We start from the raw sequence: 13357 nt of genomic DNA on the forward strand, positions 1-13357 counted from the left end.
TCGTCGCAAGAGGGGGCGGCCCGTCCCAAACGCGGGCGACTCGTCGCGGATGCGGGCGACTCGACGCAAGAGGGAGCGCCGGCGCCCGCCTCGGTTCCGCACCGGGCACGCCAGAACCCAGACGCCTCCGTCCGCGCCAGTTGCCCCCGTTGCAAAGGGGGCAACTGACACCAAAGCGGGCCACTCGTCCCAAACGCGGGCGACTCGTCGTGGACGGGGGGCGCCTCGTCGCAAGAGGGGGCGGCCCATCCCAAACGCGGGCGACTCGTCGCGGACGCGGGCGACTCGTCGCGGACGCGGGCGACTCGTCGCAAGAGGGAGCGTCTCGTCGCGGACGCGGGCGGCTCGTCCCAAACGGGGGCGGCTCGTTGCGGACGGGGGCGGCTCGTTGCGGACGGGGGCGACTCGTCGCAAACGCGGGCGGCCTTCGCAACAGAAGGTGATGCCGGGCGCGTCCGGTGCACCTCACCGACGCGTCCGGACGCGGAACGCCCCCGGCGTCCGGGTGGACGCCGGGGGCGGCTCGCGTGAGAAGGTCAGGCCGTCTGGCCGGGGGCCTCGTCGGGGCCGGTCAGCTCGACGGGGGCGTGATCCGGCAGGGCGGTCTGCGGCTGGCCGGTGAACGTGAACGGCAGCTCGGAGCCCTCGGGGCCACGTCCACCACCACGATCTCGCCGGGGTGCAGATCGCCGAACAGGATCTTCTCGGCCAGGTTGTCCTCGATGTCGCGCTGGATGGCGCGGCGGAGCGGACGGGCACCCAGCACGGGGTCGAAGCCGCGCTTGGCGACCAGCGACTTGGCGGCGTCGGTGAGGACGATGCCCATGTCGCGGTCCTTCAGGCGGCTCTCCACCTGCGCGACCATCAGGTCGACGATGTGTTCGATATCCGCCGGCGTGAGCTGGTGGAACACGATGATCTCGTCGACGCGGTTCAGGAACTCGGGGCGGAAGTGCTGCTTCAGCTCGTCGGAAACCTTCGCCTTCATCGCCTCGTATCCGCCGACCGGATCATCGTTGCGGCTGAAGCCCAGGTTGACCGACTTCGAGATGTCGCGCGTTCCGAGGTTCGTCGTCATCACGATGACCGTGTTCTTGAAGTCCACGACCCGACCCTGCGCATCGGTGAGGCGACCCTCATCGAGGATCTGCAGCAGCGAATTGAAGATGTCGGGGTGCGCCTTCTCGATCTCGTCGAACAGGATCACCGAGAACGGCTTGCGCCGCACCTTCTCGGTGAGCTGGCCGCCCTCTTCGTAGCCCACGTATCCGGGCGGCGAGCCGAACATCCGCGAAGCGGTGTGCTTCTCGGAGTATTCCGACATGTCGAGGGTGATGAGCGCGTCCTCGTCGCCGAACAGGAACTCGGTCAGCGCCTTGGTCAGCTCGGTCTTTCCGACGCCCGAGGGGCCGGCGAAGATGAACGAACCGGAGGGACGCTTCGGGTCCTTGAGGCCGGCACGGGTGCGCCGGATCGAGCGCGCGAGGGCCTTCACCGCATCGGTCTGGCCGATGTAGCGCTTGCCGATCTCCGCCTCCATGTTCAGCAGGCGGCTCGACTCCTCCTCGGTCAGCTTGAAGACGGGGATGCCCGTGGCGCTGGACAGCACCTCGGCGATCTCCTCCTCACCGACCTCGGCGGGCGTGCCCACCTCGCCGGTCTTCCAGCGCTCCTCCTTCTCGGTGCGCTCCGAGATCAGCTTCTTCTCGTCGTCGCGCAGCCGAGCGGCCCGCTCGAAGTCCTGGCCGTCGATGGCGGCCTCCTTCTCCCCGCGGACGACGGCGATGCGCTCGTCGATCTCCCGCAGGTCCGGCGGCGCCGTCATCCGCTTGATGCGCAGGCGCGCGCCCGCCTCGTCGATCAGGTCGATCGCCTTGTCGGGCAGGAAGCGGTCCTGGATGTAGCGGTCGGCCAGCTGGGCGGCCGCCGTCAGGGCGCTGTCGGTGATGATGATGCGGTGGTGCGCCTCGTAGCGATCGCGCAGCCCCTTGAGGATCTCGATCGTCAGCGAGATGGACGGCTCCGCGACCTGGATCGGCTGGAAGCGGCGCTCGAGGGCGGCGTCCTTCTCGATGTGCTTGCGGTACTCGTCCAGCGTGGTGGCGCCGATGGTCTGCAGTTCGCCGCGGGCCAGCATCGGCTTGAGGATGGACGCCGCGTCGATGGCGCCCTCGGCGGCACCCGCACCCACCAGGGTGTGGATCTCGTCGATGAACAGCACCACGTCGCCGCGGGTCTTGATCTCCTTGAGCACCTTCTTCAGGCGCTCCTCGAAGTCGCCGCGGTAGCGGGAACCCGCCACGAGCGCGCCGAGGTCGAGGGTGTAGATCTGCTTGTCGCGCAGGGTCTCGGGCACGTCGCCGCGCACGATCTGCTGCGCCAGGCCCTCGACGCAGGCCGACTTGCCCACGCCGGGCTCGCCGATCAGGACGGGGTTGTTCTTGGTGCGACGGCTCAGCACCGTCATCACGCGCTCGATCTCCTTCTCGCGCCCGATGACCGGGTCGAGCTTGTTCTCGCGCGCCGCCTGGGTGAGGTTGCGGCCGAACTGATCGAGGATCGTCTGGTTGCCCTGCTGCTGCGGGGTCTCGGGGGCGCCGGCCGTCGAGGGCTTCTCGTTGCCCTGGTAGCCGGACAGGAGCTGCAGCACCTGGTTGCGGACGCGGTTGAGGTCCGCACCGAGCTTGATCAGCACCTGGGCGGCGACGCCCTCACCCTCGCGGATCAGGCCGAGCAGGATGTGCTCGGTGCCGATGTAGGGGTGGTTGAGCTGCAGCGCCTCGCGCATGGACAGCTCGAGGACCTTCTTGGCGCGCGGCGTGAACGGGATGTGACCGGTCGGGGCCTGCTCACCCGGGCCGATGATGTCCTCCACCTGCGCGCGCACGGACTCCAGGGAGATCCCCAGCGACTCCAGCGCCTTGGCGGCGACGCCCTCGCCCTCGTGGATGAGGCCGAGCAGCAGGTGCTCGGTCCCGATGTAGTTGTGGTTGAGCATGCGCGCCTCGTCCTGTGCCAGGACGATCACGCGCCGCGCGCGGTCGGTGAACCGATCGAACATGAGCTCTCCTTCGCTCCGGCTGAGCCGGACTGCCCGCATGGGGCACGGGCTTCTTCGTCAGTCTAGTCAACGCCCCTGCGAGAGCCCTTGTTCCGGGGGCGGGCTTTGTTCGCCTGCGGCGCAATCGAGGATCGGCCGCGGCGCAGATCGAGCCCGGGACGCGGACGCCCCGGGCTCGTCTCCGTGCGGATCAGGCGTGCGCGGCCTGGTACGCGGCTTTGACCTGATCGCTCACGCGGCCACGCTCGGACACGTCCATGCCCCGGTCGCGCGCCCACTGGCGGATCTCGTTGGCCGAGGGGCCGGACGCCGCGGCGCTCTTGCCCCGACGCGTCTGACGGCCCGCGACCCGGCGCCCGGCGGCGACGTAGGGGGCCACGGCTTCGCGCAACTTGTCGGCGTTCTCGGAGGTCAGATCGACGTCGTAGGTGACGCCGTCGATCGCGAAAGTGATCGTCTCGTCGGCAGGGGTGCCGTCGAGATCGTCGGTAAGCTCAATGCGGACGCGTTGCGCCATGGGTTCCCTTCCAGCGAGGCAATGGTGGTGCGGTGTCGCCACCATTTACGTGATCTCGAACCTATACCCCAGGTTGGCGTGGGGCAATACGGTAAATACAATTGCAGGATGGTTCCGGAGGATTCGACGTTCGCCATCCGTGCAATTCCCCACGCGCATAACCCCGCTATGGAAATCGACCTGGGTCCCAGCCACCCGGGCTCGGCGGGGATGCTGACGGGAACCCTCAGTCATCGCGATGGTCGCATCACTGCGATCGATCCCTCGCCCGGCGCGTTGCATCGGGGCGCGGAACTCATCTTCCCAGCCCGTGATTATCGTCAGGCGCTCAGTCTCGCGAATCGACACGATTGGCAGGCGCCGTTCTTCGGCGAGTGGGCCATCGCCAGACTGGTGGAGGACGCCCTCGGCATCGAAGTGCCGGCCCGCGCGGTGGCGATCCGCGTCGCCCTGGCCGAACACGCCCGAATCTCGTCGCACCTGGCGTACCTGTCATTTCTGGGATTTCGATGGGGGCGCGGCGACCTGGCGACCGACGAAGTCCGCGCGGCCCTGCGCGCCCGGCTCGCGGAATGGACGGGCAACCGCGTCCACCCCATGGCGGTGCGACTGGGGGGCGTGGCGGCCGACATCGACCCGCCCACGGTCGAGTCGCTCCTGGCCACCCTGCGCGAGGCGACGGCGCTGGCGGGACGGCTGCGCGCGCACCTCGCGGCGTCCGACCTCGGCCGCGGCGTGGCGGTGGTGACGCCCGCCGTCGTGGACGCCTACGGGCTGGCGGGTCCGGTCGCGCGCGCCTCAGGCGTGCGGACCGACCTCCGGCTCGCCGACCCGGGCTACGCGGGCGTCCGGGACGCCCTCGCCACCGACGGGGCGATGGAGGGGGACGCGTGGTCGCGGTTCGATCACCTGCTGGCCGAGATCCCGGCCTCGGCGCTCATCATCGGCCGGGTGCTGGACGGGCTGTCGGCCGGGCCGCTCCGCGCCCATCTCCCCAAGGCGATCCGCCTGCCGGAGGGCGACTTCGTCTCCGCCGTCGAGGCGCCGCTGGGACGCGCCGGCGTGGTGGTGACGTCCCGGGGCGCGACGACGCCGTGGCGGCTGCGGCTGCGCACGGCGTCGGCGGCGAACGTGGCAGCGTGGCCCGCGGTTCTCACCGGGGCCACGCTGGAAGATCTTCCCCTCGCCCTGGCCTCCCTGCCGTGGGTGGCGGGGGACCTGGACAAGTAGGGGCGGGTCAGTTGGCGTGCGCCTGCTTGACCTCATCGAGGAGCGGCGCCGCGAGGCGGAGCAGATCCAGGTTGACGACGGTCGGCGCCTCCAGGTCGCTCCACTGCATGCCACCGTCGGTGGCGGTGCGGCGGGGCAGCGCCAGGACCTCGGCCGCCTCGGAGGACGGCTCGGAGTCGAGACGCGAGCGCAGGTCGGCGTTCTCGGCCGTGAGCGTCTCGTTCTCGATCTTCAGCGCCTCGTTGTCGCCGCGGAGCGTGGAGATCTGCGCCTCGGCCTGGCCGAGGGAGGCGGTGACCTGGCTCAGGGACGCCTGAGTGGCCTTGGTGCGCTGGTCGACGGTGCTGAGGACCTCGCGCTGACGGGCATGGAGGACGTGCGTACGCTCGCGCTCCTGGGCGCGGGCGGTCACCCCCTCTTCCTGGGCGCTCTCGCGCAGTTCGTTCCGCTCGACCGTGCCGTTCCACCAGACCAGGAAAGCGGTCAGGAGCGCGACGCAGACGGCCGCGATGGCGAGCGGCCAGAGGAAGAAGCTGGCGACGAGGAGTGCCAAGGAGACGATCGTGCCCACCGACAGGGAAGCGCCGAGCAATGCCCGGCGACGGGAACGGGTTGCAATCGTGGTTGTCACCTTGACAGGCTAGCCCGCCGCACCGCGCAGGCGCCGTCACCGGGCGGGCGTGTCAGCGTCCTTGTCCCCCTCGGGGGAGGGATCCGGCAGGCGTTCTCCAGGCGGGCGCCCAGCACGGCCCAGGCGACGCAGGCGACCACGGCCAGCCCCCCGTGCACCACCCGCTCCACCGCGAGCGGCGCAGGCAGCCCGGGCAGGGCCAGCAGCGCCACGGCGAGGTACGCGCCGCCGAGGAACGCCCCAGCGAGCAGGGACGTCTTGCCCAGCAGCAGCCGCGTCACGGCCTGCTGCGGGTCCAGCGACGTGGGGTCGTCGGCCAGCGTCCTGCGGGTGCGCCACGTCAGGTAGCCCACCCCCACCGCGATCACGGCGACGGACGCCCACGCCACGACGCCGGGGATCGGCAGGGTGTTGCCCCTCCCCTGCCACCAGGACAGGGCGAGCCATGTGCCGGCCAGGCCGACGACGGCGGCGGCGATCACCTGCACCGGACGCGTCGGGGCGATCGTGGGCTCGCTCACGTCCGGCCCTCCAGGGGTCCGGCGCGGCGGACGCCCTGGTCGGGCAGGGCGGCGACCAGGTCCGCGACGCGGCCGCGGCCGGGGAGGTGCGCGTCGGCGTCCAGTTCGAGCCAGGGCACGAGCACGAACGCCCGCTCGTGGGCGCGCGGGTGCGGCACCGTGAGGTGGGGCAACTCCAGGGTCAGCCCGCCCGCGGCGACGATGTCGATGTCGAGGGTGCGCGGCCCCAGCGCTCGTGCCGGACCCGCCCCAGCGCGGTCTCGACCGCCTGCGTGCGGGCCAGCAGTTCGGGCAGGGGGAGGTCGGTGCGCACGAGCGCCGCCACGTTGAGGAACGCGGGCTGGTCGGTCTTGCCGATCGGCGCGGTCTCGTAGGCGTCGGAGACCGCCTCGACGGCGATCGCCGGGTCCGCGGCCAGCTGTTCCAGCGCCCGGCCGAGCTGGTCGCGCGGGTCGCCGAGGTTGGCGCCCAGGGAGAGCACGACCCTCACGGACGCGTCCCGGTGAGCGTCACCGCCACGTCGGAGAACGGCACGTCGATCGGTGCGGCGGGCTTGTGGACGGTGACCGTGGCGCGCCGGACGGCCTCCGGGATCAGGCAGGTCGCGACGAGCCGCCCGGCCAGCGTCTCGATCAGGGCGACGGGGTCGGTCTCGATGTCCTCGGTGAGGGCCTCGGCGAGCGCGCCGTAGTCGACCGTGGTGTCCAGGTCGTCGGACGTGTCCGGCCGCTCCACCTCGAGGACGGCGTCCACCACGAACTCCTGGCCCTGCTCGCGCTCCTCGGGGAGCACTCCGTGGAAGCCGCGGGCGCGCAGGCCCGTGAGCGTGATCGTGACGGTCTGCATGGCTAGTCGTCCCCTTCGGATCGTGTGAGGCGGGACACGGCGCGCACCGCGTCCACGTGTGACTTTACGGGGTGGACGCGGACGCCCCACACCCCCCGCGCGGCGAAGACCGCGGTGAGGGCCACCGAGGCGTCGTCGCGCTCGGCCGGGGGCACGGGGGTGTCGTCGCCGCCGAGCAGCCGGCCCAGGAACGCCTTGCGGCTGACGGCGAGCAGCAACGGCTGCCCCAGCGCCTCGAAGGCGTCCCAGCGCTGGAGGATCTCCCAGTTGTGGCTGGCGTTCTTGGCGAACCCGACGCCCGGGTCGAGGACGAGCCGGTCCGCGGCGATTCCGGCCGCGAGGGCGGCGTCCCGCCGGGCGGCGAGCTCGGCGGCGACCTCGCCGACGACGTCGCTGTAGTGGGCGCGGTCGGCCATGTCGGAGGACTCGCCGCGCGTGTGCATCGCGATGTAGCCCGCGCCTGAGGCGGCGACGAGGTCGAGCATCTCGGGGTCGCCCAGCCCGCCGGTCACGTCGTTGATCCAGGACGCCCCCGCGGCGAGGCAGGCGGCCGCGACGGACGCCCGCGAAGTGTCGACCGAGACGGGCACGCCCGCGGCCACGAGGCCCTCGACCACCGGCAGGACGCGGGCCAGTTCGTCGGCCGGGGCGACGCGCGCCGCGCCCGGGCGGGTCGACTCCCCGCCGACGTCCACGAGGTCGGCGCCGTCGGCGGCGAGGCGCAGCCCGTGCCCCAGGGCGGCCGCGGGGTCGGCCCAGCGCCCACCGTCGGAGAACGAGTCGGGGGTCACGTTGAGGATCCCCACCACCAGAGGACGCCCCGGGTGCGGCCGTCCGGGGACGGCGCCGGGCAGGCGGCTCACGGGTGTCCTCAGCCGATGATGAGGCTCATGGCCTCGGCCCGGGTCGCGGCGTTGCGCAGGCCGCCGCGGACGGCCGAGGTGACCGTCTTGCTGCCCGGCTTGCGCACGCCGCGCATCGTCATGCACTGGTGCTCGGCCTCGATGACGACCATGACGCCCTGCGGGTTGAGGTGCTCCACGAGCGCGTCGGCGATCTGGCTGGTGAGGCGCTCCTGCACCTGCGGCCGGCGGGCGAACACGTCGACCAGCCGGGCCAGCTTGCTCAGGCCCGTGATCCGACCCTCGGGGCTCGGGATGTAGGCGACGTGCGCCACCCCGCTGAAGGGCAGCAGGTGGTGCTCGCAGGTCGACCACAGCTCGATGTCCTTCACCAGGACGAGTTCCTCGTGGTCGATGTCGAAGGTGATGCCGAGGTAGTCGGCCGGGTCCTGGTCGAGGCCCGCGAACATCTCGGCGCAGGCGCGCGCCACCCGGTCGGGGGTGTTGCGCAGGCCGTCGCGATCGGGGTCCTCGCCGATGGCGAAGAGCACCTCGCGGACGGCCGCGGTCAGGCGCTCGTGATCGATGGCCACGTCAGCGTTCCTCGTCCGCGGTGGGCCGCTCGGGCGCGGGTCCGGGCTGCTGCGGGCGCTGGCCCGGGGCGGGCTGGCCCTGCGGCTGCGGGCCCTGGGGCTGCTGGCCCTGCGGCGGCTGCTGGCCGGGGCCGACGTACGGCGGGGCGCCCTGGTAGGGCGGGCGACCCGGGTACTGCGGCGCGCCGGGGTACGGCGGCTGGCCCGGACGGTGCGCGCCGGGACCCGGCTGCCCCGGACCGGGCTGACCGGGATAGGGGCCCGGGCGACCCTGGGCGCCGGGCTGGGGCGGTGCGCCGTGCGGCGGCTGCTGTGCGCCGGGGTACTGGCCCGGGTAGGGCTGCTGCGGCCACTGCTGGCCCCACGGCTGGCCCTGGCCCGGGCGGGGTGCGGGCTGCCCCTGCGGCCCCTGCTGGCCGGGGCGGGCGTCCCAGCCGTTGGCGCCGGGGATCGGCTGCGCCGGGCGCGGCGCGATCGGCTCGGGGATCTTGCGCTCCGGCGGGTCGATCGGGGGGACGTCGCTGGGCCGGCGGTTCTCCGAGCCGGTCCAGGCGGGGCGGCGCGGACGCTTCTTCAGCGGCTCGAAGACGCGGGCGACCTGCTCCTTGTCCAGCGTCTCGTGCTCGAACAGCTGGCGGACGAGCTCGTCGAGCACCTCGCGGTTCTCCGCCAGGACGTCGAAGGCCTCCTGGTGCGCCGTCATGATCAGCTGCTCGACCTCGCGGTCGATGGTGCCGGCGATGTCCTCGGAGTAGTCGCGCCCGCCGCCGCCCATCTCGCGCCCGACGAAGGGCTCGTGGTCGCCGGAGCCATACTTGACGGCCCCCACGGTCTCGCTCATGCCGTACTCGGTGACCATCGCGCGGGCGACCTTGGACGCCTTCTCGATGTCGTTGGCCGCGCCGGTGGTCGGGTCGTGGAAGACGAGCTCCTCGGCGGCGCGTCCGCCCAGCATGTAGGCGAGCTGGTCGAGCAGCTCGCCGCGGGTCTGGCTGTACTTGTCGGCGTCCGGCATGACCATGGTGTAGCCGAGCGCTCGGCCGCGCGGCAGGATCGTCACCTTCTGCACGGGGTCGTTGCCGGGCATGGCGGCGGCGACCAGGGCGTGTCCGCCCTCGTGGTAGGCGGTGATGAGGAGCTCGCGCTCGTTCATGACGCGGGTGCGCTTCTGCGGGCCGGCGATGACCCGGTCGATCGCCTCGTCCAGGTTCGCCTTGGTGATCCACTGCTGGTTCTGGCGCGCGGTGAGCAGCGCCGCCTCGTTCAGGACGTTGGCCAGGTCGGCGCCGGTGAAGCCGGGCGTCCGCTTGGCGACGGTCTCCAGGCTGACGTCGGGGGCCATCGGCTTGTTCTGGGCGTGCACCTGCAGGATCTGCAGGCGGCCCTTCATGTCGGGGGCCTCGACGGGGATCTGCCGGTCGAAGCGGCCCGGACGCAGCAGCGCCGGGTCGAGCACGTCGGGGCGGTTGGTCGCCGCGATCAGCACGACGCCGCCGCGGACGTCGAAGCCGTCCATCTCGACGAGCAGTTGGTTCAGCGTCTGCTCGCGCTCGTCGTGGCCGCCGCCCATGCCGGCGCCGCGGTGGCGTCCGACGGCGTCGATCTCGTCGATGAAGATGATGGCCGGGGCGGCCTCCTTGGCCTGCTCGAACAGGTCGCGGACGCGGCTGGCGCCGACGCCGACGAACATCTCGACGAAGTCGGAGCCGGAGATCGAGAAGAAGGGGACGCCGGCCTCGCCCGCGACGGCGCGGGCCAGCAGCGTCTTGCCGGTGCCGGGCGGTCCGTACAGCAGGACGCCCTTGGGGATCTTCGCTCCGACGGCCTGGAACTTGCCCGGCTCGGAGAGGAACTCGCGGATCTCCTGCAGTTCCTCGATCGCCTCCTCACAACCGGCGACGTCCTTGAACGTGGACTGCGGGGTGTCCTTGCTGGCGACCTTGGCCTTGGACTTGCCGAACCCGAGGACGCGGTTGCCGCCTTGGGCGCTGTTGAGCATGAAGAAGAAGAGCACGCCGATGATGAGGAACGGCAGCACCCCCATCAGGAACATCGACATCAGGCCGCGGTCGGGGTTCTCGGCCTTCCAGGACTCCAGGGTGCCGGCGGCGACGCGCTCGTTGAGCCGGTCGACGATCTCGTTGCTCTGCTGCCCGACCCAGTTCGCGCGGATGCGTGCGCCGTTGTCCCCGGCCATCTCGATCCGGATCTCCTGGTCCCCGTCGACCATCACGACCTCCTTGAGGGGGTCGTTGCCCTGGATCACCGAGACCACCTGCGAGGTCGGGACCTGCTGGTAGCGGCTCGAGGCCGAGAACAGATTCATGCCGAGCATGATGATGAGGAAGCCTGCCAGGATCCACAGGATGGGACTGCGCAGGAACCGAGGAGCCTTCATGCCACTCCCGTTCTAGGTGTTGTGTAGCGCGGACAACGGTACTGCACCGCCCCAATCCGGCCCGGCCCGTGCCGCGGACGGACAACGCCCCCCACGTCCCGGCGGGCCGCGCGCCCACCTCCCCCACCTCCGCCGGGTTCGCCACCCGGCGGCCCGGACGCCCGCAACTCCCCGCTGGCGCCTCCGAAAACTACTTGCGTGTTTGGAAAGTAGTTGTTAGCGTTGAGTCCAACAACCGGGAGCACCCACCCGGCACCACGAAAGGATCCCCATGAACGAGTCGAAGATCGCCCGCCTCGAGATCTCCCGCCGCTACGCGTGGCTGGGCCCCGCCCTCGGCGTCGTCGCCATGGTCGCCCTGTTCGTGTACGGCGCCGTCGCGCACTTCCCCGCCCTGATGGTGATCGGCGGCACCCTGGCGGTCGCGCTGATCGCGCTCGGGGCGTCGGTCACGGTGTCCCTCGACCGCCAGCTCGCGCAGGCGAGGGCCGAGCGATGACCGCCCCCCTGGACCCGCAGCGGGCCCGCGAACTGCTCGAGCAGGCCGACAGCGCCGGCGCGACCGCGCGGGCCGGCGCGAGCTGGCCCCACATCGCGGGGCTGCTCGGCATGGGGGCGGCGTCGTCGCTGGCGCTGGTCGCCCTCGCCTACGTCCCGCCGGTGATGATCTGGCTGCCGATGGCGCTGCTGTTCGCCTGGATCGGAGCCCTGCTCGCCTTCGGCGGCGTCTTCGGCCGGTCGATCAAGCGGGGCTTCGGCCACCGCTGGCGCGTGACGATGCTCGTCTGGGGCATCGTCTGGGTGGCCGGCGTGGTGGGCACGTCGTGGCTCTTCGCCGGCCAGGCCTGGTTCGTGGTCGTGGCGAGCGTGGCGCTCACCGCGGTCACGCTGGTCGGGGCGTGGGTCGAGGCGTCGCGATGACCGCCATTCACCCGCGCCATCAACTCGTGGAGGCGCTGACACACCCGGTCAGGTTCTCCCTCGTCGCGGCGCTCAACGCCACCGACAACATGGACTTCGCCACCCTGCGCGACCAACTCCAGGTCAGTGACTCGGTGCTGTCCCGGCAGGCGTCCGCGCTGGAGGACCTCGGGATCGTGGACATCAGGAAGGGCTACGTCGGCAAGCGCCCGCGGACGTGGCTGTCGCTGTCCCCCCGCGGGCGCGAGCAGTGGCAGCACCACCTCGCGGCGCTGCGGGAGATCGCGGGCGGCTGACGCCGGCCCCGGCGCCCCGCATGGGTCGTGCAGCACGCGCACGGGCCCACCGTCGGCAGCGGGAGGAACTCCGACGGAACCGTTGTCGACCGGTTCGATCAGACTCTTCCGTAAGCCAGCGGAACTCCCCCACGGCGAGTTACAGTGATCCGTCGCCGTGAGCGACGCCCGTGGGGGGTTCGGGAGAGGGTGTCACAGTGACTTCAGCGCGCCGCGACGCCGGGCGAGGGGGCTCGGCGTGGGAGGGGCCACCGCGTGTGGTCAGCCGCCGGCTGATGGCCGTGAGCGTCATCGCGCCGGTCGTCGTCATCGTCGTGATGGCCGTGACGCACGACTCGTTCGCGACGCTGCCCGGCCTGAGCGATCAGGTGCACCCGTGGCGCGGGCCGCTGATCGTCGCCGCGGCCGCGCTCATCGCCTCGGCCACCGCCCTGATGGTGCGCAGCGTCCGGCGCGCCGAGGAGGCCGTCATGCGGCACGACGGCGACCTGCGTCTGGCGGACGCCGTGTCGGCGGCGAGCCACGGCCGGGGGGACGCCCGATCGATCGCCGACGCCGCCGCGGCCGCCCTGCTCGGCACCCTGATCGACGGGGTCGCCCTGACCCTGCTGCCCGACGGCGGGGACGCGATCCAGGCCCACGCCGGGCACAGTAGCGATCTCAACGGTTCACCCGACCTCGACGTGCCGCTGCGCGAGGGCGAACGGACCGTCGGGCACCTGAGGCTGTGGGGTCCGAACGCCGACGACCTGCGCGCGGGCGTGGGGCCGGCCACCCTCTCGGCGCTGGCGACCCAGGTGGCCGGCGCCGCCCAGTTGGCCACCGACGTCGCGGGCCTGCACCGCCGACGCGACGAGGGCGAAGCCCTCAGCGCGGTCCTGTCATCGATCTCCCGGCAGTCGGGCACTCTGCCGACGCTCACGTCGCTGGCCGGCTACGCCCGCGACCTGCTGGACGCCGACGCGGCCGCCGTGATCGTCGACCCCGCCACCGCGAGCACCGTGCGCTTCGACTCCGGCGGGGACGTCCCGCAGGCGTGCTCCGACGGGACGACCCTGCTCGGCGTGGGCCTGCCCGACCCCCTCGACCCGTCGACGGGCTCCCACGCGAACCCGATCGGTTGCCACCACTGGACCTCGTTCGTTGACCAGGAGGTGTCCGGGCCGTCGGGATCGCTCGGCCGGCTGTGGGTGGGGCGCCGCGACCCCCTGCCGTTCACCGCACGGGACCGCTCGTTCCTGGGGGCCATGGCCGGCCTGGCCGGCATCGCGCTGACCGACGGCCAGGCCCGTGGGATGCGCTCCTCGCTGGTCCAGGTGCTCGGCGAACTCCACCTGCGACTGCGGATGCAGCAGACCTTCGGCGCGGTGGCCAGGGACGCGGAGGCCGCAGCGGAGGTGGACGCCTTGGCGGACCTCTGCCACAAGGCGTACTGCCGCGTCCGGGAGGTCACCCTCGGGGGTCCCTGACGCCGACGGGCCCGACCGCGCGGGCGGGGAGC

Annotated in this window: 12 protein-coding genes and 3 pseudogenes; 5 read left to right on the forward strand and 10 right to left on the reverse strand. The window is 72.2% G+C overall.

Translation table 11 applies throughout. From position 1 onward, the window contains the following. Nucleotides 1-536 precede the first annotated feature (536 nt). Together G7070_RS05080 and G7070_RS05085 are read right to left on the reverse strand one after the other, a co-directional pair. Nucleotides 537-3061: pseudogene (locus G7070_RS05080) on the reverse strand (ATP-dependent Clp protease ATP-binding subunit). Between the two features lie 190 nt (nucleotides 3062-3251). After that, on the reverse strand, nucleotides 3252-3578 hold the full coding sequence (locus G7070_RS05085; protein ID WP_166232476.1) for a histone-like nucleoid-structuring protein Lsr2: 327 nt from the start codon (nucleotides 3576-3578) through the stop codon (nucleotides 3252-3254). A 108-nt stretch (nucleotides 3579-3686) separates the two neighbouring features. Here G7070_RS05085 and G7070_RS05090 point away from each other — a divergent pair, with 108 nt between their 5' ends. After that, entirely contained in the window at nucleotides 3687-4808 is a 1122-nt protein-coding gene (locus tag G7070_RS05090; protein ID WP_166232478.1) for an NADH-quinone oxidoreductase subunit D-related protein, read from the forward strand. A gap of 7 nt (nucleotides 4809-4815) precedes the next feature. Here the strand turns inward: G7070_RS05090 and G7070_RS05095 are convergent, their stop codons facing one another. The 8 genes and pseudogenes from G7070_RS05095 to ftsH form a co-directional block, all read right to left on the reverse strand. Beyond that, on the reverse strand, nucleotides 4816-5361 hold the full coding sequence (locus G7070_RS05095; protein ID WP_166232480.1) for a coiled-coil domain-containing protein: 546 nt from the start codon (nucleotides 5359-5361) through the stop codon (nucleotides 4816-4818). Nucleotides 5362-5435: 74 nt separating this feature from the next. Continuing rightward, on the reverse strand, nucleotides 5436-5960 hold the full coding sequence (locus G7070_RS05100) for a DUF3180 domain-containing protein (RefSeq protein ID WP_166232482.1): 525 nt from the start codon (nucleotides 5958-5960) through the stop codon (nucleotides 5436-5438). Next, nucleotides 5957-6133 (reverse strand): 2-amino-4-hydroxy-6-hydroxymethyldihydropteridine diphosphokinase, encoded by a 177-nt coding sequence (locus G7070_RS19765; RefSeq protein WP_431977965.1) that lies wholly within the window; start codon nucleotides 6131-6133, stop codon nucleotides 5957-5959. The genes G7070_RS05100 and G7070_RS19765 overlap by 4 nt, the downstream gene beginning before the upstream one ends. 6 nt (nucleotides 6134-6139) lie before the next feature. After that, nucleotides 6140-6450, reverse strand: a pseudogene (gene folK, locus G7070_RS18415) (2-amino-4-hydroxy-6-hydroxymethyldihydropteridine diphosphokinase); the annotation flags it as partial. Then, nucleotides 6447-6806, reverse strand: coding sequence for a dihydroneopterin aldolase (gene folB / locus G7070_RS05110; protein WP_166232484.1), 360 nt, complete (start codon nucleotides 6804-6806; stop codon nucleotides 6447-6449). The gene folB and the pseudogene folK, both read right to left, overlap by 4 nt. Nucleotides 6807-6808: 2 nt before the next feature. Continuing rightward, a complete protein-coding gene (gene folP, locus G7070_RS05115) occupies nucleotides 6809-7669 on the reverse strand; it encodes a dihydropteroate synthase (protein ID WP_246227375.1) in 861 nt (286 codons plus the stop codon). An 8-nt stretch (nucleotides 7670-7677) separates the two neighbouring features. After that, entirely contained in the window at nucleotides 7678-8241 is a 564-nt protein-coding gene (gene folE, locus G7070_RS05120) for a GTP cyclohydrolase I FolE (RefSeq protein ID WP_166232486.1), read from the reverse strand. 160 nt (nucleotides 8242-8401) lie between these two features. Continuing rightward, nucleotides 8402-10639, reverse strand: a pseudogene (gene ftsH, locus G7070_RS05125) (ATP-dependent zinc metalloprotease FtsH); the annotation flags it as partial. A 271-nt stretch (nucleotides 10640-10910) separates the two neighbouring features. On the opposite strand from ftsH, the gene G7070_RS05130 reads away from it, so the two are divergent. From G7070_RS05130 to G7070_RS05145, 4 genes are all read left to right on the forward strand, one after another. Next, nucleotides 10911-11138, forward strand: a complete 228-nt coding sequence (locus G7070_RS05130; RefSeq protein WP_166232490.1) for a hypothetical protein — start codon at nucleotides 10911-10913, stop codon at nucleotides 11136-11138. Beyond that, entirely contained in the window at nucleotides 11135-11560 is a 426-nt protein-coding gene (locus G7070_RS05135) for a hypothetical protein (RefSeq protein ID WP_166232492.1), read from the forward strand. The genes G7070_RS05130 and G7070_RS05135 overlap by 4 nt, the downstream gene beginning before the upstream one ends. Further along, nucleotides 11557-11856: a winged helix-turn-helix domain-containing protein gene (locus G7070_RS05140; protein ID WP_166232494.1), complete on the forward strand. Its 300-nt coding sequence runs from the start codon at nucleotides 11557-11559 to the stop codon at nucleotides 11854-11856. The genes G7070_RS05135 and G7070_RS05140 overlap by 4 nt, the downstream gene beginning before the upstream one ends. Before the next feature lie 281 nt (nucleotides 11857-12137). Beyond that, complete coding sequence (locus G7070_RS05145) at nucleotides 12138-13325, forward strand: hypothetical protein (protein WP_166232496.1); 1188 nt, start codon at nucleotides 12138-12140, stop codon at nucleotides 13323-13325. Nucleotides 13326-13357: the final 32 nt, after the last annotated feature.

This window comes from Propioniciclava coleopterorum (assembly GCF_011393335.1).
Classification (GTDB): Bacteria; Actinomycetota; Actinomycetes; order Propionibacteriales; family Propionibacteriaceae; genus Propioniciclava; species Propioniciclava coleopterorum.